General features: G+C 64.2%; 24 protein-coding genes. 14 read left to right on the top strand and 10 right to left on the bottom strand.

The features are described 5' to 3' along the window. Positions 1 to 126: 126 nt before the first annotated feature. Positions 127 to 465 (bottom strand): carboxymuconolactone decarboxylase family protein, encoded by a 339-nt coding sequence (locus tag R3X27_RS08300; RefSeq protein WP_317708378.1) that lies wholly within the window; start codon positions 463 to 465, stop codon positions 127 to 129. A 345-nt stretch (positions 466 to 810) separates the two neighbouring features. Further along, the gene (locus R3X27_RS08295) at positions 811 to 1887 is read right to left on the bottom strand and encodes an FAD-dependent oxidoreductase (protein ID WP_317708377.1); all 1077 of its coding nucleotides are present in this window, start codon (positions 1885 to 1887) and stop codon (positions 811 to 813) included. A gap of 322 nt (positions 1888 to 2209) precedes the next feature. Here R3X27_RS08295 and nrdR point away from each other — a divergent pair, with 322 nt between their 5' ends. The 4 genes from nrdR (at position 2210) to R3X27_RS08275 (ending at position 5931) form a co-directional block, all read left to right on the top strand. Further along, on the top strand, positions 2210 to 2677 hold the full coding sequence (gene nrdR, locus R3X27_RS08290; RefSeq protein WP_317708376.1) for a transcriptional regulator NrdR: 468 nt from the start codon (positions 2210 to 2212) through the stop codon (positions 2675 to 2677). Between the two features lie 5 nt (positions 2678 to 2682). Beyond that, positions 2683 to 3789 carry a bifunctional diaminohydroxyphosphoribosylaminopyrimidine deaminase/5-amino-6-(5-phosphoribosylamino)uracil reductase RibD gene (ribD, locus tag R3X27_RS08285; RefSeq protein ID WP_317708477.1) on the top strand — a complete coding sequence of 369 codons (1107 nt, stop codon included), beginning with the start codon at positions 2683 to 2685 and terminating at the stop codon, positions 3787 to 3789. 275 nt (positions 3790 to 4064) lie between these two features. Then, positions 4065 to 4787: a tRNA (guanine(46)-N(7))-methyltransferase TrmB gene (gene trmB, locus R3X27_RS08280; RefSeq protein WP_317708375.1), complete on the top strand. Its 723-nt coding sequence runs from the start codon at positions 4065 to 4067 to the stop codon at positions 4785 to 4787. A 70-nt stretch (positions 4788 to 4857) separates the two neighbouring features. Next, positions 4858 to 5931, top strand: coding sequence for an amidohydrolase family protein (locus R3X27_RS08275; protein WP_317708374.1), 1074 nt, complete (start codon positions 4858 to 4860; stop codon positions 5929 to 5931). Here R3X27_RS08275 and R3X27_RS08270 read toward each other — a convergent pair whose 3' ends face one another. Continuing rightward, entirely contained in the window at positions 5932 to 6369 is a 438-nt protein-coding gene (locus R3X27_RS08270; RefSeq protein WP_317708373.1) for a MarR family transcriptional regulator, read from the bottom strand. A gap of 100 nt (positions 6370 to 6469) precedes the next feature. Between R3X27_RS08270 and R3X27_RS08265 the strand changes: the two genes are divergently transcribed. The 7 genes from R3X27_RS08265 to rpsA all read left to right on the top strand — a co-directional run bounded on the left by R3X27_RS08265 (position 6470) and on the right by rpsA (position 13156). Further along, positions 6470 to 7003 (top strand): cytochrome b, encoded by a 534-nt coding sequence (locus R3X27_RS08265; protein WP_317708372.1) that lies wholly within the window; start codon positions 6470 to 6472, stop codon positions 7001 to 7003. Positions 7004 to 7008: 5 nt separating this feature from the next. Next, a complete protein-coding gene (locus R3X27_RS08260) occupies positions 7009 to 7488 on the top strand; it encodes an enoyl-CoA hydratase (protein WP_317708371.1) in 480 nt (159 codons plus the stop codon). A gap of 67 nt (positions 7489 to 7555) precedes the next feature. Next, positions 7556 to 8908 (top strand): 3-phosphoshikimate 1-carboxyvinyltransferase, encoded by a 1353-nt coding sequence (gene aroA, locus R3X27_RS08255; RefSeq protein WP_317708370.1) that lies wholly within the window; start codon positions 7556 to 7558, stop codon positions 8906 to 8908. 7 nt (positions 8909 to 8915) lie between these two features. Then, a complete protein-coding gene (locus R3X27_RS08250; RefSeq protein ID WP_317708369.1) occupies positions 8916 to 9452 on the top strand; it encodes a hypothetical protein in 537 nt (178 codons plus the stop codon). A 145-nt stretch (positions 9453 to 9597) separates the two neighbouring features. Then, positions 9598 to 10218 (top strand): (d)CMP kinase, encoded by a 621-nt coding sequence (locus R3X27_RS08245; RefSeq protein ID WP_317708368.1) that lies wholly within the window; start codon positions 9598 to 9600, stop codon positions 10216 to 10218. A gap of 5 nt (positions 10219 to 10223) precedes the next feature. Continuing rightward, entirely contained in the window at positions 10224 to 11219 is a 996-nt protein-coding gene (locus R3X27_RS08240; RefSeq protein ID WP_317708367.1) for an aldo/keto reductase, read from the top strand. A gap of 254 nt (positions 11220 to 11473) precedes the next feature. Next, entirely contained in the window at positions 11474 to 13156 is a 1683-nt protein-coding gene (gene rpsA / locus R3X27_RS08235; protein ID WP_317708366.1) for a 30S ribosomal protein S1, read from the top strand. A gap of 271 nt (positions 13157 to 13427) precedes the next feature. Here the strand turns inward: rpsA and R3X27_RS08230 are convergent, their stop codons facing one another. From R3X27_RS08230 to R3X27_RS08220, 3 genes are all read right to left on the bottom strand, one after another. Further along, positions 13428 to 13700, bottom strand: coding sequence for a hypothetical protein (locus R3X27_RS08230; protein ID WP_317708365.1), 273 nt, complete (start codon positions 13698 to 13700; stop codon positions 13428 to 13430). A 42-nt stretch (positions 13701 to 13742) separates the two neighbouring features. Further along, entirely contained in the window at positions 13743 to 14420 is a 678-nt protein-coding gene (locus tag R3X27_RS08225; protein ID WP_317708364.1) for a PspA/IM30 family protein, read from the bottom strand. Positions 14421 to 14512: 92 nt separating this feature from the next. Next, positions 14513 to 15121 carry a TetR/AcrR family transcriptional regulator gene (locus R3X27_RS08220; protein WP_317708363.1) on the bottom strand — a complete coding sequence of 203 codons (609 nt, stop codon included), beginning with the start codon at positions 15119 to 15121 and terminating at the stop codon, positions 14513 to 14515. A 160-nt stretch (positions 15122 to 15281) separates the two neighbouring features. On the opposite strand from R3X27_RS08220, the gene rocF reads away from it, so the two are divergent. Further along, positions 15282 to 16235 carry an arginase gene (gene rocF / locus R3X27_RS08215; RefSeq protein WP_317708362.1) on the top strand — a complete coding sequence of 318 codons (954 nt, stop codon included), beginning with the start codon at positions 15282 to 15284 and terminating at the stop codon, positions 16233 to 16235. Here rocF and R3X27_RS08210 read toward each other — a convergent pair. Together R3X27_RS08210 and infC are read right to left on the bottom strand one after the other, a co-directional pair. Beyond that, entirely contained in the window at positions 16229 to 16909 is a 681-nt protein-coding gene (locus R3X27_RS08210; protein ID WP_317708361.1) for a DUF938 domain-containing protein, read from the bottom strand. The genes rocF and R3X27_RS08210 overlap by 7 nt on opposite strands. A gap of 186 nt (positions 16910 to 17095) precedes the next feature. Next, on the bottom strand, positions 17096 to 17641 hold the full coding sequence (gene infC / locus R3X27_RS08205) for a translation initiation factor IF-3 (protein ID WP_411572475.1): 546 nt from the start codon (positions 17639 to 17641) through the stop codon (positions 17096 to 17098). Between the two features lie 204 nt (positions 17642 to 17845). Between infC and R3X27_RS08200 the strand changes: the two genes are divergently transcribed. Further along, positions 17846 to 18664, top strand: a complete 819-nt coding sequence (locus R3X27_RS08200) for a hypothetical protein (protein WP_317708360.1) — start codon at positions 17846 to 17848, stop codon at positions 18662 to 18664. Positions 18665 to 18712: 48 nt separating this feature from the next. On the opposite strand, the gene R3X27_RS08195 is transcribed toward R3X27_RS08200, so the two are convergent. Then, the gene (locus R3X27_RS08195) at positions 18713 to 20623 is read right to left on the bottom strand and encodes an alpha-amylase family glycosyl hydrolase (RefSeq protein ID WP_317708359.1); all 1911 of its coding nucleotides are present in this window, start codon (positions 20621 to 20623) and stop codon (positions 18713 to 18715) included. Positions 20624 to 20872: 249 nt separating this feature from the next. Here R3X27_RS08195 and R3X27_RS08190 point away from each other — a divergent pair, with 249 nt between their 5' ends. Further along, the gene (locus R3X27_RS08190) at positions 20873 to 21016 is read left to right on the top strand and encodes a hypothetical protein (RefSeq protein WP_317708358.1); all 144 of its coding nucleotides are present in this window, start codon (positions 20873 to 20875) and stop codon (positions 21014 to 21016) included. 68 nt (positions 21017 to 21084) lie between these two features. Here the strand turns inward: R3X27_RS08190 and R3X27_RS08185 are convergent, their stop codons facing one another. After that, complete coding sequence (locus tag R3X27_RS08185) at positions 21085 to 21936, bottom strand: ferredoxin--NADP reductase (RefSeq protein ID WP_317708357.1); 852 nt, start codon at positions 21934 to 21936, stop codon at positions 21085 to 21087. Between the last annotated feature and the right edge of the window lie 45 nt (positions 21937 to 21981).

Raw genomic sequence — 21981 nt, 5'->3', positions numbered from 1 at the left:
GAAATCAACGGAACCTCATGGCGCATGCAGATCACGCAAGGTCACGAATGCGCGGTATGCCCATGCTGGCGGTAAACGAAGAGCCGCCCCGGGAGAGGCGGCTCAGATCGTTTTTCGAGCGGCGGATTACTCGCCGGTCAGCTCGTCCCAGGCGGCAAGGGTCTTGGCTGCATACATCAGCGAGGGGCCGCCGCCCATCTGGATCGCCATGCCGAGAACGTCGGACAGCTCCTCTCGGGTGCCGCCGGCCTTGTGCAGCGCCTTCACGTGGAAGCCGATGCAAGGCTCGCAGCGCATGGCAATGGCGATGCCGAGGGCGACGAATTCCTTGTTCTTGATGTCGAGGACGCCGCCTTCCTTCGCAGCCTTCGTCAGGACGCCGAAGCCTTTCGTGGTTTCGGGGATGGTCTTGCCCAGCTCGCGGAGCTGGCCGTTCATGTCGTCGACGAAATTGTTCCAGTCCATTGGAAAGAATCCTTGAGTCTCGCCGGTGTCGCGTGCCTATCACGTGCATCCGGAAGCCGGCTCGTGGCCTGCGCGGAGACGTGCAGGTCGCGGGCCGTGTGGCTTGGGCGAGACTTGGGACACGAATGCAAGATTTTCAATATGAACGACGGTCGCAGGGGGGCGGTGGCGGCCAAATCAGGCTGACGCGCCGAAGGCGCGCCACCCCCAACCGTTTCCCGAGCATCTGTGATGCGAGGGAAACCGGCGGGAGCGCCCGGTTGCCCGTCGTCAGCGTGAGGGGAGAGACCGCGTGCCGTCACTCGGCGGCAAGCGCTTGTGTCCGCGTCAGGAGATATTTTGGCGTCACCGGCGGAGACGGTCCGGCCGGAGTGTGGCGATGAGATCCGGTGCGAGCTCGGGTGGGCGGCCGGTGGCCAGGTCCGCCAGCAGGCGCGCGGCGGCGGGGGCGGTTTGGAACCCGTAGCCGCCCTGTCCTGCACACCACAGGAAATCCGGCATGGCCGGGTCCGGGCCAAGAACGAGCGAGCGGTCGGAGGCGAAGCTGCGCAGGCCCGCCCAGGTGGTCTCGACCCGGGTCACCTCGACCGTCGCAAAGGGCTGGTAGCGTGCGAGCCCCTCGGCGATGACCATGTCATCGGCCCAGGCGTCCTGTGGCTCGACGAGGTCCTCGTCCCCCGGCGAGACCAGCCAGGCGCCGCCATCGGGTTTGCCATACCAATCCTCGGCAACTTCGATGACAAAGGGCCAGCTTCGTGTGTCGAGCCCGTCTGGCGCGGGCAGTTTCGCCATCGAGCGCCGCAGCGCACGGATCCCGATGGGCGCAATCCCGGCCATCCTTGCAACTGTATCGGCCCAGGCTCCGGCCGCATTGACCAGGCGTCGCGCCTCGACCACGTCTCCCGGTGTCGACACCTGCCAGCCCGTGTCGAGCTTGCGGATCCCGGTGACGGGGTGGCCGGTCCGGATCTCGGCGCCCAAATGCCGGGCGCTTCGGGTATAGTGTTGCAGGAGCCGGTCGGTATCGAGATCATACGCCGCCTCGAGCCATGCCGCCCGAGTGCAATACGCCGTATCGAGGATCGGCCAGACATGAGCGGCATCCTCGGGCGATATCGCTTCTGCGCCGAATTCGGCGTGTTCCAGTTCGAACTGTGCCTCCCGTTCCGCATCCGCAACCATGAGAAACCCGCGCTTTGACAGCACGTCCGCAGCCTCATGGGTCTCCGCGCTGGCCGCGTTCAGCGCCCGCACCGTCGCGTTACCATAGGAGGCGAGAAACATCGCGGCCGAGCGCCCGGACGCGTGGTAGCCAAGTGCTGTTTCCGCCTCCAGCAGGCAGACCGAGGTCCCGGCCCGGGCCAGTTCGGCCGCGACCGACAGGCCGGCAATTCCGCCGCCTATGATCAGGTAGTCTATCATGCTGTTCTCATCGCACCGTGGCACGGCAGGGGAAAGTCCGGATCGGTCCTGTGAGGCAAGCAGACGCTGTCTTCGAAGGTTTGAACTTCAACCATGCCTCGGATTTGTCCACGAAGGCCCATGCAAGGCGCAGGAGGAAAAGACGTCCGGAACGACAAGCGAAGACGGAGCATTTGATGGCCGCCTATTGCGACCGAATCACAGTTCGAGGGACAAGATAGGGTATGTGGACAAATTCCCTACCCAAGCTTTCGAGGCTGTCCTATAGTCATCGTAACAAGAAGGGGGACCACCCCCAAGGGCAGTAGGAAAGGGGACGCCTATGCGGTGCCCGTTTTGCGGAAACGTAGATACACAGGTCAAGGATTCCCGTCCGGCGGAGGACCATGTCGCGATCCGGCGACGGCGGTTCTGTCCGTCTTGCGGTGGTCGGTTCACGACGTATGAGCGCGTGCAACTGCGTGACCTCGTGGTGATCAAGTCCAATGGGCGACGCGAAGATTTCGACCGCGACAAGCTCGAGCGTTCGGTGCGGATCGCGCTGCAAAAGCGCCCGATGGAGCCGGATCGCATTGACCAGATGATCTCTGGCATCGTGCGGCGGCTGGAGAGTATGGGCGAGACGGACATCAAGTCCACGACCATCGGCGAGATCGTGATGGAGACGCTGGCGCGGATCGACACCGTCGCCTATGTCCGCTTTGCGTCCGTCTACAAAAACTTCCAGGCAGCCGACGATTTCGACAAGTTCGTCAGTGAGTTGCGGCCTGGGGAGACGAATTCCGAGTGAGTGAGATGACGCGGGCCGACCGGCGCTTCATGGCGCTGGCCATAGCGCTCGGCAGACGTGGGTTGGGGGCTGTCTGGCCCAATCCGGCGGTCGGCTGTGTGATTGTCCAGAGCGGGCGGATCGTCGGGCGCGGCTGGACCCAGCCCGGCGGACGGCCGCATGCGGAGACAGAGGCGCTTGCCCAGGCAGGGGCGGCGGCGCATGGCGCAACTGTCTATGTTTCGCTGGAACCCTGTGCCCATCATGGAAAGACGCCGCCCTGCGCGGAGGCGCTGGTTGCAGCTGGCGTGGTGCGGGTGGTGACGGCGGTGACCGATCCGGACCCGCGCGTGGCCGGCGGTGGCCATGCGATCTTGCGGGCCGCTGGGATCGAGCTCGTGACCGGGGTGCTGGAACAGCAGGCGCGAAGGGCCAATGAGGGCTTCCTGCGCCGTGTGACCACCGGGCGACCGCATCTGACCCTGAAGCTGGCGGTGTCGCTCGACGGGCGGATCGCGACGGCGACCGGCGAGAGCCAGTGGATCACCGGCCCGGCGGCGCGGCGGGATGTGCATGGGCTGCGGGCCTGTCACGACGCAGTGCTGGTCGGGGGCGGCACGGCGCGGGCCGATGACCCTTCACTGACGGTGCGGGGGCTGGGTGTGCGGCATAAGCCGGTGCGGATCGTGACCTCGCGCCATCTCGACCTGCCGCAGGAAAGCCAACTGTTTCGGGAGATCACGGCAGCACCGGTCTGGCTTTGCCATGGCAAGGATGCGCTTCCCGAACGGCGGGAGGCCTGGACCGGGCAGGGAGCGCGGCTGCTGGAAATCGACCGGCAACAGGGGCGGCAGCTCGACCCGGTGGCGACACTCGAGGCGCTTGGGGCGGCCGGGTTGACGCGGGTTTTTTGCGAGGGTGGCGGAACGCTGGCCGGTGCACTGCTCACGGCTGGTGTGGTCGACGAACTGGTCGTCTACAGCGCCGGGATGGCGCTTGGGGCCGAAGGGCAGCCATGTCTTGGCGCGATGGGGATCGACGCTCTCTCCGTGGCGCCGCGCTTTCGGTTGGAGCGCCTGCGGGCGGTCGGGCCGGATGTCATGACGCGATGGCGTCCCGTGGAGACTGGGTGAGGCACTTTCGGGACTGCGCGCTTGGACGATGGAGTCGCGTGAAGGAATGTGAGCCGGTCGAGGACCTTGGTGCAGAGCGTTGACGGGGCCGGGATCAAGGTGCGGCTGCCGTTGCGCTTGCAGCGAACGGCAGCAAGGCTGCCAGGCAGAGAATTGCGACCCTTCACGAAGAAATGCCTGCTCGTCGCATGTCCCGCCCCTTCAGCGCGCAAACCCGCGCCTTGAAAGTGGTTCGGTTCTTGACCCGGCCGCGTGCTTTTGCGAGGGGACGCGGCATGTCAGAGAACAAGCCCGATACCGCCCCCACTGGCGCCCCCTGGCGCAATTTCTACGGCCGCCGTCATGGCAAGTCGTTGCGCCCCAGTCAGCAGGGCTATCTCGACGAGGATCTCGCGAGCCTGTCGCCGGGGCCGGTCGACTGGGACGTCAACCCCGACCGCAATCCGCTCGACCTCGAGGCCCTGTTCGGCGGGCGCGAGACCTGGCTGGAGATCGGCTTCGGCGGCGGCGAGCACATGGTGCATCAGGCGGCGAGCAATCCGCAGGTCGGGATCATCGGCTGCGAGCCCTATATCAACGGCGTTGCCATGCTGCTGGGCAAGATCCGTGCGGCGGGGGCGGAGAATGTCGCCGTCCATCCCGGCGATGCGCGCGATATGTTCGACGTGCTGCCCGAAGCGTCGATCTCCCGTGCCTTCCTGCTCTATCCCGATCCCTGGCCGAAGACGCGCCATCACCGGCGCCGGTTCGTGACCCCCGAGCATCTTGAGCCGCTCGCGCGTGTGCTCAAACCGGGTGCTGTCTTGCGGGTCGCGACCGACATTCCCGACTATGTGCGCCAGACGTTGGAACAGGTGCCGCGCCACGGCTTCACCTGGACGGCCGAGGGGCCAGCGGATTGGCGCATGCCCTGGGATGACTGGATCTCCACGCGCTACGAGAAGAAGGCGCTGCGAGAGGGGCGGGTGCCGCACTACCTGACCTTCCTGCGCGACTGAGCGCGATTTCCCTGCCGGATCGCCCGACGGGGGTGTAGACTGGCGCCATCCTTGGGAACGAAGGGCGCGCATGTCGGATATCCGCATCACCAATTGTCATACGCATCTTTTCACGACGGCCCATGTGCCGGATCGCTACCCGCATCCGCTGGTTTCCCTGATCCGCCTCGTGCCCGGGCTTGTCGGCGCGGTCCGTTGGGGGTTGGCGGCGGTCGGGCAGGAGCACTGGGCCGGCGTGGTTGCCCGTCTGGAACGGTTCCGGGCAACCGGGGACCAGGCGCTGCAATCCGATGTCCTGCGGGAGATGCTGCCGCACTATCCCGGCGATGCACGGTTTGTCGTGCTGCCGATGGACATGGCGCATATCGGCCACGGCGCGGTTCAGGCCGACCTTGGAATGCAGCATGACGAACTGGCGGAACTTGCTGCCGACCCGGTTCTGGGGCCGCGCATCATCCCCTTCGCGACAGTCTATCCGGACGCCCCTGACTCCGTCGCCGAGGCGCGGCGGGCAATCGAGACGCTCGGCTTTCGCGGCCTCAAGATCTATCCCCGGCTCGGCTTCGCCCCCGATCACCCGGTGCTCATGGAAGAGCTCTACCCGCTGCTGCTTGAGCGTAATGTGCCGGTGATCTCGCATTGCGCGCGCGGCGGGGTCGCCGGGCGGGGCCTGCCAATGGCGCTGGCCGATGCCTATACCGACCCGCGCGCGGTGTTGCCGGTGCTGGAGCGTTTTCCCGAGTTGCGCCTGTGTCTTGCGCATTTCGGCGGGCAGGTCGATTGGCGCAGCTATATCGAGCAAGGGATCGACCCGCTCGACGCGGGCGCGCGGGAGCGCAACTGGCTCGCCGCCATCCTCGACCTGTTGCGGTCGGGCGAGTGGCCGGGGCTTTGGACAGACATCTCCTACACGCTGTTCCATTTCGACGATTTTGCGCCCTTCCTGCGGGTCTTCATGGGCGAAAAACGGGTGCGGGAGCGAGTCCTGTTCGGGTCGGATTACTACATGATCAAGCGCGAGAAGCTCTCCGAGCGGGCGATCAGCTTCCGGCTGCGCAACACGCTCGGCGAAGACTGGTTCCGCCAGATTGCCGAGACCAATCCCGGGATCTGGCTTGGAGAGCGGCCGGGCGGGACCGGCTGACTAAGGGGCCAGAAGCTTCGGCAACATCACCAGAAGTGCCTCCCGTTCCGCAGTCGAGAGCGGTGCGAGGGTCGCCGCATTGACCTCTTCCACGATGGCATGCAGGCGCGCGGACAGGGCCATGCCGGCTTGCGTGGCGTGGATTTCATGGGCCCGGCGCGAGGTCGGATGCGGCCGGCGTTCCACCAGCCCTTGTTCCTCCAGCCCGTCCAGTGCGCGCGAAATCACATAGGCCGGACGGTCGTAGAGCTTGGCAATCTCGACCTGCGTGACACCGCCGTGCTCCAGCACCGTCATGATCACCGGGAATTGTGGCAAGTTCAGCCCGAGTTCTGCCAGTTCGGCCGTCATCCGGTCATCCATCCGCCGCGCAAGCTGCTGGATTTTCCAGCCGAAGCTTGCCTCGCGGAGGGCGCGGGTCTCGTCTTTCACATTCATGCTCTCTGATTACGCTCCGCACCCTACCTGTGCAATAATTGCAATTGCAAGAATAACATTTGCAAGTGTAGCCTTAATATATAGAATCGGAGACACGCACATGACCCGCTACCACCCCCTACTTGTCGCCCTGCACTGGCTGCTGGCTGCGATGATCATCCTTGGCCTGATCCTGGGCGGCACCGTCCTTGCCGAGACCGCCAATGACGACCCGTTCAAACTCACCGCCCTGCGCATGCATATGTCGATGGGGATGATCATCCTCGCGCTGATGCTCCTGCGCCTGGCCACACGCTTAACCACCCGCAAACCACCCCATTCCGACATCGGGAATGCGCTTCTCAACTGGCTCGGACAGGCGATGCATTGGGCACTCTATTGTGTCGTCATAGCGCTCTGCCTGTCCGGGCTGGCCACCGCGACCATGGCGGGGCTTCCGGGGATCGTTTTTGGTGGCTCCGGTGCGCCGCTGCCGGCGGATTTCGCTGCCTTCCCGCCGCGCGCGGCACATGGGGCGCTGGCCTTTCTGCTTGGCGTTCTGATCCTGGGCCATGCGGGCGCCGGGCTCTGGCACCACTATGTCCGTCGCGACGGGCTGTTCAGGCGCATGTGGTTCGGCCAGCGGGAAGAGTGAGCCAGATGCGCAAACTTTTGGAGTTCTTCAATGAGATCGCCGGCATCATGTATGTCGGCGGGATCCTCAGCCATATCGTCATCGGCGCCACGATCGGGTCGCCCGACGGCCAGACCGCAGCCATCGTCTATACCTACAAGGAGCTGAGCGCTTACATCCTGATCCTGCCGGGGCTGGGGCTGAAGCTGCTCTGTGACCTGAGCCTGTATTTTGGCTTCGGAGTCCGGGCCAACTGGATGAAGGTCAAGCTGGCGATGATCGCCTTTCTGAGCGTCAATGCCGTTGTCTTTCTCGTGCCGATGATGCCGGAGCTGCGGGTGATGGCGGAAGCGGTGCCTCCGGCCGACCCGCTGCCGCAGGCCTTCCATGACCTGGAAGCGACCGAGGCGCTTGTCGGCATGTCCAATGTCATCCCGCTTCTGACAGAGCTGGTCCTGGGATGCCTCAGGCCGCGCCTCTTCGGGGAGCGCAGGGCCACCGGGTGAGCGTGCCGGCTGGACCGCCCGCCCGCTCTGGGCTAAGCCGCGCGGGAAACCCGCGAAGGAGAGCCCGATGTCGGCACATGGACCCGCCCGCAAGATGACCGCCCGCACCAGCCTGCCGCTCAAGGGCCAGGCCGATGTGCCCGGGGACAAGTCGATCTCCCACCGCGCGCTGATCTTTGGCGCCATGGCTGTCGGCGAGACCCGTATCACGGGCCTGCTCGAAGGCGAGGATGTGCTGGACACCGGCCGGGCCATGACTGCGTTCGGCGCCGAGGTGGTTCAGCACGGGCCGGGCGAATGGTCGGTGCATGGGGTCGGCGTTGGTGGCTTTGCCGAGCCTGAGGACGTGATCGATTGCGGCAATTCCGGCACTGGTGTGCGCCTGATCATGGGCGCCATGGCGACTTCGCCGATCACGGCGACCTTCACCGGCGACGCTTCGCTGCGCTCCCGCCCGATGGGCCGTGTGACGGACCCGCTGGCGCTGTTCGGCACCCAGGCGGTTGGCCGTGAAGGCGGCAGGCTGCCGATGACGCTGGTCGGCGCCGCCGAGCCGCTGCCGGTCGATTACGTCACGCCGATGGCCTCTGCGCAGGTCAAGTCGGCGGTGCTGCTGGCGGGGCTGAATGCGCCGGGACAGACCGTCGTGACCGAGGCTGCTGCCACGCGCGACCATACCGAGCGGATGCTGCGCGGCTTCGGCGCCGAGGTGGTGACCGAGAAGACCGAGGCGGGCTATCGCATCACGCTCACCGGCCAACCGGAGCTGAAGCCCCAGACCATTGCTGTGCCGCGCGACCCGTCTTCGGCCGCCTTCCCGGTCTGCGCGGCGTTGATCGTACCGGGCTCGGATGTGCTGGTGCCCAATATCGGTCTCAACCCGACCCGCGCCGGGCTCTTCACCACGCTGCAGGAGATGGGTGCGGATCTGAGTTTCGAGAACCCGCGCGAAGAGGGTGGCGAACCCGTAGCCGACCTGCGCGCCCGCTACTCGCCCGACATGAAGGGCATCGAGGTTCCCGCCGAGCGCGCCCCCTCGATGATCGACGAATACCCGGTCCTGTCCGTGGTCGCCGCAAACGCCTGCGGTGTGACCCATATGCCCGGCACCCATGAGCTGCGCGTCAAGGAGAGCGACCGGATCGACGCCATGGCCGTGGGCCTGCGCGCCTGCGGGGTCGAGGTGGAGGAAAGCGAGGACAGCTTCACAATCCACGGGCTCGGTGCCGGGAATGTCCCCGGTGGGGCGCTGACCGAGGCGCGGCTCGATCACCGCATCGCCATGTCCTTCCTGATCTGCGGGATGGCGGCAAAGAAGCCGGTCACGGTGGACGATGCCGGCCCGATTGCAACTTCCTTCCCGATCTTCGAGCCGCTCATGACGACGCTTGGCGCCTCTCTGTCACTGGCGAATTCCTGAGGTGCGGATGCAGATGCGCCACGCCTGGTGGGGCATTCTTGCGCTGACCCTCGCCGTCTATGCAGTCATGCTGGGCTGGACCCTGCCAGCGATCTCGCGCGCCGCTGACGGGTTGGCACCGTTCGACATGCGCCCGGGGGGCTATGGCCCGGAGGAGGCGCGGGCCTTCCTCTCGGCGCTCTCCGACGAGGGGCGCGCGCTCTATGCGGGGCCGCAGAGATGGCTGGACATCTTCTATCCGCCGCTTCTGGCCCTGTCGCTTGCCGGAGCGATCTGGCAGCTCTACCGGGGACGAATCTGGCGCGCCCTGTTTCTCGCCGCCATTCTCGGTGGCATGGGGGCCGATTGGCTGGAAAACATCCGGGTGGCGGGGCTGCTGAACGGCGTACCCGAGGATGCCGATATCGTTGCGGCCTCGCGGGCGAGCGTGATGAAATCTTCGCTGACATCGGTGGCGATGCTGGGGGTGCTCTTCGGGCTGCTGCGGGCCGGGGCACGGCGGCTTGTCAGGGCGCGGCGCGCGGGTGGGTCCGGACAGGAGTGACGCCTGGTGCCGTCGGCCGGCAATGCGGCATCGAACCCGCCAAAAACCGCCGAACCACCTGCGCTCGGCTCTGTCGCTGAGCCAGCTTCCCCCCGCTGCGTCAATGGGCTATGAGGAATGTCCACCTAGCGAGGAGGCGGAACAGGTGAGTCTGACAGTCGCCATTGACGGGCCGGCCGCAGCCGGCAAGGGCACCATTGCCCGCGCGGTCGCCGCGCATTTCGGTTTTGCCCATCTCGATACCGGGCTGCTCTATCGTGCCGTGGGCAAGCGTACGCTCGAAGGCAAGGACGCGCTGGAGGCCGCCGAGACGCTCCAGCCAGAGCATTACGCCGATGCCGAGGCGCTGCGCAGCCCCGATGTCGCCCAGGCCGCGAGCGTTGTCGCCGCGATGCCGGAGATTCGCACTGCCCTTGTCAATTTCCAGCGCGCCTTTGCGCGCCGGCAGGGTGGGGCGGTGCTGGACGGGCGCGATATCGGCACCGTGATATGCCCGGATGCCGAAGCAAAGCTCTTCGTGACAGCGTCCGACGCGGTCCGCGCCGAACGGCGCCACAAGGAACTGGTCGGCAAGGGGCACGACGTGTCTCTCGACGAGGTTTCCGCCGATCTCAGCGAGCGCGACCGCCGCGATTCCGCCCGCGCAACCGCGCCGATGACGGCGGCCGGTGATGCGGTGCAACTTGACACCTCCTTGATGACTATCGAGGAAGCAGTGCAGGCCGCCATCGACACGGTGGCCCGCGCCGCGCAGAAACAGGAGTGACGTCGATGAAATTGCGAAAGTTCTACAAGGACGGCCCGGAAATCTCCTGCATCGGCATTGGCGGCATGTCCTTCGCGGATGCCTATGGTCCGACCGACGAGGCGGCGTCGCATCATATTCTCGACCGGGCCATGGAGGCGGGCGTCACCCATATCGACACCTCCAATGTCTACGGCAACGGCAAGTCCGAAAACGCCATCGGCAGTTACCTCGCCGACCGGGGCGCGACGGCACGGGAGTTCTTCCACATAGCCACCAAAGCCGGGATCACCCGCGACCCGGACCGCCCCTTCGACAATTCCGCCGGGCATCTTGAGCGTGAACTCGATGGCAGCCTCAAGCGGATGGGGATCGAGTGTGTCGACCTGTTCTACGTCCACCGCCGCGAGGTGGAGCGTCCCATCGAGGAGGTGACCGAGACGCTGGCCGGGTTGGTTCGCGCCGGCAAGATCCGCGCCTTCGGCTTCTCCGAGATCGCCCCCAGTTCGCTGCGCCGGGCCGCCGAGGTGCATCCCGTGGCCGCCGTCCAATCGGAATACTCGCTCTCTACCCGGGCGCCGGAGCTGGGGCTGCTTCAGGCCTGCGCCGAACTTGGCACCGCGCTGGTTGCTTTCTCGCCGGTCGGGCGGGGGCTGCTGACGGATGATCCGATCCCGGCCGAGCGCGTGCCGGATCTCTTCTTCCTTTCGACCATGCCGCGTTTTCTCGGCGAGACCTACAGCGCGAATCTGAAGATCTCCGACGGGTTCCGCCGGCTTGCGGCCGAGATGGAAATTCCGGCCGCCGGGCTTGCCATCGCCTGGCTGCTGTCGCGCGGCGAGCACGTGATCCCGATCCCCGGCACCCGCTCGGTCGGGCATTTCGATGAATTGCTGGCCGGTACGACCGTGTCACTGTCCGAGGGAGACCTCGCGCGGATTGAAGCGGTCCTGCCCGTTGGCTGGGCGCATGGCGACCGCTATTCGGACACGCAGTGGCGCGGTCCGGAGCGTTTCAGCTGAGCGATCCTGCGCCGGAGCGGGCGATTGCACCCGCTTGAACCGCAATTGCCTTGTTTATAAGGGTTGCTCAGAAGGCCGGAAGGGCTTATACGACGCCCGTCACCCAGAAGGCGGTAACGCTGGTATGCAGGCAGGGTCGGGGAAACCTCCGGCCCTGATCGCATTCCCGCTGCCGCCTTTGCCCGACCAATCCAAAGACCGGCGGAGACAACCGCTCGGCCAGATAAAGCGTCAAGTAAAGGAAACACATCTATATGTGCGCTAAAGCAACCATGGACGAATTCGAAGCCCTGCTGAAGGAAAGCTTCGAAATCGACACCCCCAACGAAGGTTCCGTCGTCAAAGGCACCGTGATCGCCATCGAGGCTGGTCAGGCCATCATCGACGTGGGCTACAAGATGGAAGGCCGTGTCGACCTCAAGGAATTTGCGAATCCGGGCGAAGCTCCGGAGATCGCCGTGGGCGACAGCGTCGAGGTCTTCCTCGACCGCGTCGAGAATGCCCGTGGCGAAGCCGTCATCTCGCGTGACAAGGCTCGCCGTGAAGAAGCCTGGGACCGTCTCGAAAAAGCCTATGCCGACGAGGCCCGCGTCGAAGGCGCGATCTTCGGCCGCGTCAAGGGCGGCTTCACCGTCGATCTCGGCGGCGCCGTGGCCTTCCTGCCCGGCTCTCAGGTCGACGTCCGTCCCGTGCGCGATGCCGGCCCGCTCATGGGTCTCAAGCAGCCGTTCCAGATCCTCAAGATGGACCGTCGCCGTGGCAACATCGTTGTCTCGCGCCGCGCGATCCTCGAAGAGTCCCGCGCCGAGCAGCGCGCCGAGGTTATCGGAAAGCTGACCGAAGGCGATGCGGTTGACGGCGTGGTCAAGAACATCACCGAATACGGTGCGTTTGTTGATCTCGGCGGCGTTGACGGCCTGCTGCACGTGACCGACATGGCCTGGCGCCGTGTGAACCACCCCTCCGAGATCCTGTCGATCGGCGAGACCATCAAGGTCCAGGTCATCAAGATCAACAAGGAGACCCACCGTATCAGCCTCGGCATGAAGCAGCTGCAGGACGATCCGTGGAACTCCGTGGAAGCCAAGTTCCCGCTCGAGTCGGTGCATACCGGCCGCGTTACGAATATCACCGACTACGGTGCGTTTGTTGAGCTGGAGCCGGGCGTCGAGGGCCTAGTGCACGTCTCCGAGATGTCCTGGACCAAGAAGAACGTCCATCCGGGCAAGATCGTTTCCACCTCTCAGGAAGTGGAAGTCATGGTTCTGGAAATCGACACCGCCAAGCGCCGCGTTTCGCTCGGTCTCAAGCAGACCATGCGCAACCCGTGGGAACTCTTCGACGAGAGCCATCCGGAAGGCACCGAGGTCGAGGGCGAGGTCAAGAACATCACCGAGTTCGGTCTGTTCATCGGCCTGCCGGGCGATATCGACGGTATGGTTCACCTCTCCGATCTCAGCTGGGATCAGCGCGGCGAGGAAGCCATCCAGGAATACCGCAAGGGCGATGTCGTCAAGGCAATCGTCACCGAGGTGGACGTGGACAAGGAGCGCATCTCGCTCTCCATCAAGGCTCTGGGCGGCGACAAGTTTGCCGAGGCCGTTGGCGGCGTGAAGCGCGGTTCGATCATCACCGTTGGCGTCACCGCCATCGAGGATGGTGGCATCGAGGTCGAGTACGAGGGCATGAAGTCCTTCATCCGTCGCTCCGACCTCTCCCGCGACCGTGCCGAGCAGCGCCCCGAGCGCTTCCAGGTCGGCGACAAGGTCGACGTGCGCGTCACCAATATCGACAGCAAGACCCGTCGTCTGGGCCTGTCGATCAAGGCGCGTGAGATTGCCGAAGAGCGGGAAGCGGTCGAGCAGTTCGGCTCCTCCGACTCCGGTGCGTCTCTCGGCGATATTCTGGGTGCGGCGCTCAAGGGCGACGACGAATAATCCCTCACCCGGATTTTCAGAGAATTGGAAAACCCCGCGACAGTGTCGCGGGGTTTTTCTTTTGGGGCGACCGGGGGGGAGTGGACCACGCTGCCGTTCGAGGCGTTTGCAAGGAGCATTACGGTAGCCGTGCCTGCGCCTGCCCTCGGCCCTGATTCCGTGCCCTCCAGAGCCTTGCCCTCTCCTATTGGCTCTTTGCCCCTCGCTGTCACAGACGCGAAAAAGGCCCCGCCGAAGCGGAGCCTTTCTCGTTCGAAAGATCGCTGGTCGATCAGGCGTCTTTCTCGGTCACATAGTCCTCAAGAAGCTTCTCGTTCTTCGCCTCTTCCAGACGCTGGATTCGATCCTCGCGCAGGCGGTCGTCGAAGCGGTACTTGACGAAATTCACCAGGCTCAGCGAGAGGAACAGGATGCCAATGGCCCAGTAGCCCTTGGTGGCGATGTTGACCGGGGCGAGCCAGAGCGAAATGGCGAGCATGGCATAGGCAATGAAGACGCCGGCGGCATTGAAGGTGATGATGAGGTTGTTGTCGGATTTTTTCATTTTTCTGGGTCCTTGGAATGAAGTTTTGGGAAAGGGAGAGGGTCAGAGTTCGGCGTTCAGACGATCGAGTACCGACTTCCGGGTCGATTTCAGTGTCGGTCCGAAACCCGCATCGGACATCTTCTCGGCGATATTCGCCTGGGACAGGCCGTCATCGATGTCCTTGAGGATCTGGCTCTGTTCGAAGGGGTCGTCCTGCTCGCTGACACGACGGATCAGTTTCTCCGCTTCGTCAGCGGCGCTGGTGCCGCCCACAGTGCGACTCATCCGCTTCTGAATGTCCTGCTCGCGGCGAATGGCGCGCGCCGTAATGGCGCCTTGCTTGAGGTCGACGATCCGACGATGGGCGGCTTCCACGCTACCCTGGAGTTGCAGAATACGGGCCTCCAGCCGCTCCAATGTCTGCAGGCGCAGGATGTGCTCGTTCTCCATCTCGGCGATGGCCGTGGCAGCCTCTCCGGCCAGGTCCTCGCGCTTCTCGGCGAGGGCCGCGCGAGCGCGGGCGGTCAGGTCGGCGATACGGGTCTCCAGCGCATCGAAGAGTTTCTTCTCCTGACGTTGGCGCTGGATCAGGGTGGCCAGCGTGCCTTTCGCGGCGGCGAGATTGGCGTCAGCCTCGCGGATCTTCTGGTCGATCAACTCGATGGCGAACTGGTCCTGAAGCGTTTCTTCGGTGCGGGCATTGGTGCCGGCAAACAGGGTCTTGAGCGTTGCAAACATCGTATTCTCTCCTCGTGAACCGTTTTGAACAGTGTTCATGAATTGGATGTAACAAGTCGCCGAACGTCGTTCAAGAAAAAAATGAACGCCGTTCAGGAAACGCTGTGTTGCGCAGTCAGGTTCAATAGGAGGAGTTCGATCATCCGTTCGATCTGTGCACGCGGCACGCCGGAGATGCGGTCTTCCAGTCCGAGCAGAACGATTCCATGCACAGAGGAAAAAAGCGCCCGCGTCATCAGGGAGACGTCTTCCGCCCCCAGGGACGTGAAAATCCGGATGAGCGGTTCGGAGATCAGGGCGAAAAGGGCTTCCAGCGCGTCGCGATACCAGTCGGGCATTGCCGTATCGTTGCTCATGCGAATGTCGAACAGGCAGCGCCAGAGAAACTCGTTCTTCTCTGCGAAATGCAGATAGGCACAGGACATGAGCACAAGGCGCTCCTGCGGTGTGGCGTCGGGGGCAGAGGCAAGAGCCGAGCGGACCTCGTCCCCGAGGCGCCGGAAGGTGCGCCCGTTCACATCCATGATCAGCCCGTCGAGATCTTCGAAGACATTGTAGATCGCGCCAACCGAACAGCCCGCCTCGCCGGCAAGAGCGCGCGCCTTGAGCGACGAGAGCCCGGCGCTGGCGATCTGTCTTTCGGCAATATCGGTCAGGTTCTGCCGCAGGGCCTCGCGGCGGGCATCTGTCTTGTCGCTCATGTCATCTCCGTGAACTCTGTTCAATCAATAGACCGGATGGGCGATGAGGGGAAGGGGCCATGCTTGCCAGATGCTGGCGCGCTTGCTAGAGACGCGCCAATTGGACCGCCCCCGTAGCCACGCGCCGACACGGCCGCGAGGAGGGGCAACCTGGATAATCGTGATGAAGAAGATCGTACTGGTGGGATTGCCGGTCGAGGAAGGCTCCGGTCGGCGTGGCTGCGCCATGGGGCCGGCTGCGTTTCGCACGGCGGGGATCGTCGAGGAACTGGAAGCGCTCGGCTTCGATGTTGATGACGGGCGCGACCTGCGAGCGGAGGCGACGCCGGATGTGACGGACTCGCCAGCGCCACTGAAAAACCTGCCCAAGGTGGCGGGCTGGGTCCGCGCGGCCTGTTCGGCGGCTCTGGATTGCGGGCAGGGCGGGGCCTTCCCGATCTTCCTCGGGGGCGATCACAGCTTGTCGGCGGGAACCGTTGCAGGGCAGGCAATGGTCGCGGCCCGGCGCAACCGGCCGCTCTTTGTGCTCTGGCTCGACGCGCATGCCGATTTCAACACCTTCGCGACCACCGAGAGCGGCAACCTGCACGGCACCCCTCTTGCCTTCGCCGCCGGCCAGCCGGGTTTCACCAAAGGGTTGCCTGAGGGCGGGGCCTTGCTCGGCGGACCGCTGGAGGCCGCGGTCGATCCGGCCAATATCTGTATTCTCGGGTTGCGTTCGGTCGACCCGGAGGAACGGGCGCTGGTCCGGGCGGCGGGCGTGGAGGCGCATGACATGCGCGCCATCGACGAGATCGGGATCTCTCGTTTGCTGGCACCCTTTCTGGAGCGGGTCGCGGCGGCGAATGGCATGCTTCATGTCAGCCTGGACGTGGATTTCCTCGACCCCGACATCGCGCCGGCCGTCGGCACGACCGTGCCCGGTGGCGCAACCTTCCGAGAGGCGCATCTGGTGATGGAGATGTTGCATGATAGCGGGCTGGTCAGTTCGCTTGACCTCGTGGAGCTCAACCCGTTCCTCGATGTTCGCGGAAAGACCGCGCGGCTTATGGTCGACCTGACCGCGAGCCTCTTCGGCCGCCAGGTCCTCGACCGCCCGACACGCAGTTACTGAACCCGGCCGAAGACGAGGATGTGATTGTTGGCCGGCATGTCATGCCGGTCCTCCAGCGCAAGCCCATGGGGGCGGGCGACCGCTTCGAGATGGTCGATGTCGCGCAGGCCCCAATCCGGGTTGTCGGCGCGCAAGTCGGTGTCGAAGCTGCGATTGCCCTCGCCGAAAAACTCCGTGCCGCGTCGGAAGGGACCATACAGAAAGACCTTGCCGCCCGGTGCGAGGCAGCGCCCGGCGCCGACCAGCAGCCCTTCGGTCACGGCCCAGGGAGCAATATGTGTGACATTGCCGGCATAGATCGCCGTGAGCGGACCCTGCGACCGGATCTCGGGGTCTGTGCCCCAGTCGCGTGCCGCGTCCAGTTCCAGCGGCACGCGGTCGTCGCGCAGAAGCTGCCGACGCCAGGCATGGATCGAAGCGAGATGCTCCGGGAACGGGTCCGAGGCCAGCCAGGTCAGGCTCGGGAAGGCCAATGCGAAGGCGGCCGCGTGCTGTCCGGTGCCAGCACCGATCTCGAGCACCGTGCCGCTTTGCCCGTGCAGGTACTGGCTCAGCGTGGCGATGATCGGCGGGGCATTGCGCTGGAAAACGTCGGAATACAGCCGGGCGTCTCCGGCCAGATCATGCTGGCCGGGGAAGTAGCGGGCTGTGTGTCTCTTGCCTGTATTGGTCATCTGGAATGCGTCCCGGCCTGGTTCTGAGCAACCGGGAGCAGCGCCATGCTCAGGTAACGATCGGGCCGATCGTCATGACCATCTGGCGCCTTTCTCCAGTGTTTGCCTGCAATTACCGAGACCGGCAGGCGATTGCCGTGGCAATCGCCGAGAGGTGGTCACGGGGTCACGTCTGGCGGGACGGTGTTACTTGACGATCGGGCCGATCATCATGACCATCTGGCGCCCTTCCATCTTCGGCATGTTCTCGACCTTGCCGACATCCTTGGTGTCTTCAGCCACCCGTTCCAGAAGCTCGCGACCGAGATTCTGGTGCGCCATTTCCCGTCCACGGAACCGCAGGGTGACCTTCACCTTGTCGCCATTCTCAAGGAAGCGGAAGACATTGCGCATCTTGACGTCGTAGTCATGCGTGTCGGTGTTGGGGCGGAACTTCACCTCCTTCACCTCGATCGTCTTTTGCTTCTTGCGCGCTTCGGATTCGCGTTTCTGCGTTTCGTATTTGAATTTGCCGAAATCCATGATCTTGCAGACCGGAGGATTGGCGTTCGGCGAGATCTCTACGAGATCAAGGCCCACCTGCTCTGCCAATTCCATGGCTCGAGCGGGAGAAACCACGCCAACATTCTGGCCTTCCGGGCCGATGAGGCGGATTTCATTGGCCCGGATGCGTCCGTTGACGCGGGGGCCGGTTTCACGCTGGGGCGGCGCGTTGTGGGGTCTGCGGGCTATGACGTGCGTCCTTCTGACATTACGAAAAAGTGCGCGGAAAGTAGCCGTCTGAGAGCGGATTTTCAAGCGGTCCCTTGCGGGTTTTACGAAAGACGCAGCAATTGAGCCAAACTATCTTTTTGCTGCGCGTGCAAAATGCCATTAGTCACGTCTGACGGCGTGCCGGGTGGGGCGCCAGTATCAGTAAATCATGAGGAAAGAGTTATGAAACAGGGAACCGTTGCCGCGATTGGCGTTCTGGTGATTGCCGGGGCGATCTACTTCCTGACGCAGAAACCCGACGAGGCGCCGATGCAGGAGGCCGAACCGGTCGCTGAAGCCCCGACTGCGGAACCGGCTGAAACGGCCGTGAGCGAGGCCGTGGAGGCTGTCGAAGACGCCGTTGAGGCCGTTGCCGAGGAAGCCGGGGAGGCGGCGGATGCCGCGGCCGAATCTGTTGGAGAGGCGGTCGAGGCCGTCGAGCAAGCCGCCGAAGAGGTGACGGATGCAGTCGTGACCGAGGCAAAGGAAGCCGTGGACGCGGCGTCCGATGCGGCAGGAACCGCACTGGACGCGGTGTCGGATACAGCCAGTGACCTGGGCGACGCTGCCATGACCGAGGCGACCGAGGCCGTGGAAGCCGCGGAGACCGTTGCAGATGAGGCGGTCGAAGCCGTGTCCGAAGCGATGGGCGATGTGACGGAGGCGGCGGCAGAGGCCACGGAGGCCGCGGAAACGGCGGTCACCGAGGCCATGGACGCCAGCGGGGAAGCTGCGAGCGACGCCGTCGACGCGGCGGCCAGTGAAGCGACCGAGGCCGGCGAGGCAGCACAGGCGGCTGTGAACGGGGCGAGCGACGCTGTCGATCTCTCCGCGCTTACCCTGGACGGGTTCAACCTCGACGCGGTGTCTGGTCTGATCGACGGGGCCTCGATTTCGGAGCTTCAAAAGACCACGCTCAAAACCGCAATCGAGCAGGCTCAATCCAACCCGGCCCTGCTGGAAGCGGCGCTGGAACAGGTGCGCGGCGCGCTCGGTCTGTAATGCCAACCGGGGCTCCGCGTGCTGCGGGGCCCCGATCAGCCGGCAGTGTCAGCCGGCGGCGTGGAACCAGTGCAGAGCATAGGGATCCAGCACCGACAGCACCGGCGTTGTGGCGACTTCCGGATCCAGCATGTCCCGAAATGCCATTGTCCCAAGCACATCTGTCAGGTCGAGATTCAGCGGCAACCCGTGTTCCGAGAAATTCGCCAGCACCAGCAGGCGCTCTGTTCCGCGCCGCCGAAGGAAAGCGAACACATGCGGGCTGTCCAGCCGGAGCAGCTCGAAATCGGTCGCGGCAAAAATGCCATGCGCCTTTCGAAGCGTGATTATCTCCGCCAGTTCGGTTGCAATGCGCGCTTGAGGCCGGCGCGGGTCGGCGGCGTTTGCAAAGTCCTGCTCGCTGAGTTGCTTGCGGTGCACCCAGCGGGAATCCTCGGCCTTGCCCGGCCTGTCGAGATAGGAATGATCGTTGACCACGCCCAGATCGTCTCCCTGATAGAGCAGGGGCAGGCCGGGCATCGAGAGCACGATGCCGTGGAGCAGCTTGACCCGCCGCAGCGCGTGATCGAGCAGCAGGGTGTTGCCCGCCGCCGCCGCGCTTTCGACCCCGGTCAGGGATGCCAACGTGCCACAGACACGGCAATCGCCGGTGCTGGGATTTTCCTGGAAGGGGACTCCATCGGCAAAGCTGCCGTCAAAACGGCCAGTGTAGAAGCGGTTGAGAAAGCCGCGATGATCGCCGCCACTGATGCCGAGACGGCCGGAGATCGCGTCATCCCAGGTCCAGCCAATATCGTCATGGCAGCGGATATAGTTGACCCAGACGGTGCCGTCGGGGATCGAAAAGCTCTTGTCCAACGAGGCGTTGAGCAATTCGGTTCGCCGCGTGGCAAGGCTTTCCCACATCAACGCCATCATCAGCGGATTGTAGGATAATTCACATTCTTCGAGCCCGATATACGCGTTGACCTGATCCGGATGGACGATGGCCTCGGATTTGAAATGCACATGCGGCGCGGCGATGCGCAGGCAGAGGTTGAAGGTCTGAATGACAGTATGCGCCTTTGGTAGGCTCTCGCAGACGGTCCCGAGCTCCTTCCAGACAAAGGCCAGCGCGTCGAGCCGCAGCACGTCGGCGCCCATCGCGACGAGATGCAGCATTTCACCGACGACGGACACAAACACGTCAGGGTTCGAATAGTTCAAGTCCCACTGGAAGGAGTTGAAGGTCGTCCAGACCCATTTGCCAGCCGCTTCACTCCAGGTGAAGGAGCCGCGTCGGACGGTGGGGAAGATCTCCCGCAGCGTCGCGTCATAGGCGCGGGCCTCGGGCTCGTCGAGCAGGTAGTAGAACTGGCGATAACGCGGATCACCCGCAAGCGCGGCCTTGGCCCATGCGTGCTCGTCCGATGTGTGGTTGAAGACGAAATCCAGCACGAGGCGGATACCGCGCTTGTGAAGGGCATCCGCCAGGGCTTTGAGATCCTTGTTGCTTCCCAGACGTTTGTCGACCTTGCGGTAGTCGGACACCGCGTAGCCGCCGTCGGAATTCTCCGTCGGCGCCTCGTAAAGCGGCATCAGGTGCAGATAGGTTATTCCCAGGCTCTCGAGATAAGGAATGCGCGCGATCATGCCCTTGAGGTCGCCACCGAAAAGATCGACATAGACCGCCATCCCGACCTGATCCTCGCCGAGATACCAGGGCCGGTCCGTCTCGACCGGCAGTCCGGCATGGTGCTCCTCGACCTGATGCGCGGCCAGCGTCTCGACCAGATTGCGGATATGGACATACGCATCGTATCGGCTGCCATAGAGTTGCAGGAACTTCTCGAAAAGCGCCGGGAAGTGCGCTTTCAGCCGATTGATGAAGGCGGCGCGGCGGCGCGCAGGCAGTGCGGACAGGTCCGTTTCTGACAGGACAAGGTCGAGGGTCTTGCGGGATTCGTAGTGGATATCCATGAAACGACTCATTCTCGAAGAGTTCGCCAACTCGGCGCCTTGTTGTTCTAAGACGATTCAAAGCGGTTTGGAAGCGGTCCCAAAGGCCGCGTGGTTTTCAGAATGCGCGGCTCGGGATGGGAAAAACCGGCGCTCAACCGCCGAAATCCCGGTCAGTATGGCATGCGAGTCATACCGGTCGCAAACTGGTGCCATACTCGGGCTGCCGCCAGCGTCGGCGGCGCCTCACTTTCAAAAGGAACATCGAACATGGGCAAGTGGATCGGAATCGCGCTCGTCGTCATCCTCGTCGTTGTCGGCTATTCCTACTTTTCCGGCGGATCGGAGGAGGCTGCGGAACCGGCGCCGGCCGCCAGTGAAACCACGACAGACGGCACCGCGTCGGGCAACTGACCGCCGTCGAGACGACGAAGCCGCGCTTCATCGAGGCGCGGCTTCAAAGAACATGAGGGTGTGTGCCTTCAGTCGACGAAGGCCTTCTCGACCACGTATTCCTTTGGGTCGGAATTGGCACCCTCGCGCAGCCCGTATTCTTCGAGCATCTCCTTCAGTTCGAGGTTGAAGGCGAGGTTTCCGCAGACCATGGCCCGGTCCGTCTCCGGCGAAAGCGGCGGGATTGCGAGGTCGTCGAAGACCTCGCCCTTGCGCATCAGGTCGGTGATGCGGCCCATCTTGGGGCTCTCTTCGCGGGTGGTCGTCGGGTAATAGCGCAGCTTCTTGTGGAAATCCTCGCCCATCAGCTCGGCGAGCAGCTCGTCCTTGCGGATATTCTCGATCAGCTCGGCGCCATAGGCCAGCTCGCCCACTTCGCGGCAGGTATGGGTGATGATGATCTCGTCGTAATCCTCGTAGGTCTGCGGCTCGCGCAGCAGCGAGGCGAAGGGCGCAAAGCCGGTGCCGGTGGCGAAGAACCACAGCCGTTTTCCGGGCAGGATCGCGTCATGGACCAGGGTGCCCACCGGCTTGGGCCGCAGGATGATCTCGTCGCCCACCTCGATTTTCTGCAGCTTCGAGGTCAGCGGGCCGTCCGGCACCTTGATCGAGTAGAATTCCAGTTCCTCGTCCCAGTTGGGCGAGGCAATGGAATAGGCCCGCAGGATCGGCTTTGCCTTGCCGGTCTTCGGGTCCGGATCGCCCATCAGCCCGATCATGACGAATTCGCCCGACCGGAAGCGCAGCGTTTGCGGACGCGTGCAGCGGAAGTGGAACAGCCGGTCCGTCCAGTGCTTCACATAGGTCACGGTCTGCGCGTCGGGCAGCGTGGGAACGGCCTTGATCGGGTTTGCGTCGGTCACGGGTCTTTGCTCGGTCATGTCATCCATTCCGACGCCCGGACGAGCGCCGTTCCTGTGCGTGTA

The sequence above is a fragment of the Tropicimonas sp. TH_r6 genome (assembly GCF_033101155.1).
Classification (GTDB): domain Bacteria; phylum Pseudomonadota; class Alphaproteobacteria; order Rhodobacterales; family Rhodobacteraceae; genus Tropicimonas.
This window is presented reverse-complemented; position numbering and strand designations above follow the sequence as displayed.

Excerpts from the sequence above, each read along its gene's own strand:
- R3X27_RS08300 (WP_317708378.1), bottom strand. The coding sequence starts at position 465 with ATGGACTGGAACAATTTCGTCGACGACATGAACGGCCAGCTCCGCGAG.
- R3X27_RS08295 (WP_317708377.1), bottom strand. The coding sequence starts at position 1,887 with ATGATAGACTACCTGATCATAGGCGGCGGAATTGCCGGCCTGTCGGTC.
- nrdR (WP_317708376.1), top strand. The coding sequence starts at position 2,210 with ATGCGGTGCCCGTTTTGCGGAAACGTAGATACACAGGTCAAGGATTCC.
- ribD (WP_317708477.1), top strand. The coding sequence starts at position 2,683 with ATGACGCGGGCCGACCGGCGCTTCATGGCGCTGGCCATAGCGCTCGGC.
- trmB (WP_317708375.1), top strand. The coding sequence starts at position 4,065 with ATGTCAGAGAACAAGCCCGATACCGCCCCCACTGGCGCCCCCTGGCGC.
- R3X27_RS08275 (WP_317708374.1), top strand. The coding sequence starts at position 4,858 with ATGTCGGATATCCGCATCACCAATTGTCATACGCATCTTTTCACGACG.
- R3X27_RS08270 (WP_317708373.1), bottom strand. The coding sequence starts at position 6,369 with ATGAATGTGAAAGACGAGACCCGCGCCCTCCGCGAGGCAAGCTTCGGC.
- R3X27_RS08265 (WP_317708372.1), top strand. The coding sequence starts at position 6,470 with ATGACCCGCTACCACCCCCTACTTGTCGCCCTGCACTGGCTGCTGGCT.
- R3X27_RS08260 (WP_317708371.1), top strand. The coding sequence starts at position 7,009 with ATGCGCAAACTTTTGGAGTTCTTCAATGAGATCGCCGGCATCATGTAT.
- aroA (WP_317708370.1), top strand. The coding sequence starts at position 7,556 with ATGTCGGCACATGGACCCGCCCGCAAGATGACCGCCCGCACCAGCCTG.
- R3X27_RS08250 (WP_317708369.1), top strand. The coding sequence starts at position 8,916 with ATGCAGATGCGCCACGCCTGGTGGGGCATTCTTGCGCTGACCCTCGCC.
- R3X27_RS08240 (WP_317708367.1), top strand. The coding sequence starts at position 10,224 with ATGAAATTGCGAAAGTTCTACAAGGACGGCCCGGAAATCTCCTGCATC.
- rpsA (WP_317708366.1), top strand. The coding sequence starts at position 11,474 with ATGTGCGCTAAAGCAACCATGGACGAATTCGAAGCCCTGCTGAAGGAA.
- R3X27_RS08230 (WP_317708365.1), bottom strand. The coding sequence starts at position 13,700 with ATGAAAAAATCCGACAACAACCTCATCATCACCTTCAATGCCGCCGGC.
- R3X27_RS08225 (WP_317708364.1), bottom strand. The coding sequence starts at position 14,420 with ATGTTTGCAACGCTCAAGACCCTGTTTGCCGGCACCAATGCCCGCACC.
- R3X27_RS08220 (WP_317708363.1), bottom strand. The coding sequence starts at position 15,121 with ATGAGCGACAAGACAGATGCCCGCCGCGAGGCCCTGCGGCAGAACCTG.
- R3X27_RS08210 (WP_317708361.1), bottom strand. The coding sequence starts at position 16,909 with ATGACCAATACAGGCAAGAGACACACAGCCCGCTACTTCCCCGGCCAG.
- R3X27_RS08200 (WP_317708360.1), top strand. The coding sequence starts at position 17,846 with ATGAAACAGGGAACCGTTGCCGCGATTGGCGTTCTGGTGATTGCCGGG.
- R3X27_RS08195 (WP_317708359.1), bottom strand. The coding sequence starts at position 20,623 with ATGGATATCCACTACGAATCCCGCAAGACCCTCGACCTTGTCCTGTCA.
- R3X27_RS08190 (WP_317708358.1), top strand. The coding sequence starts at position 20,873 with ATGGGCAAGTGGATCGGAATCGCGCTCGTCGTCATCCTCGTCGTTGTC.
- R3X27_RS08185 (WP_317708357.1), bottom strand. The coding sequence starts at position 21,936 with ATGACCGAGCAAAGACCCGTGACCGACGCAAACCCGATCAAGGCCGTT.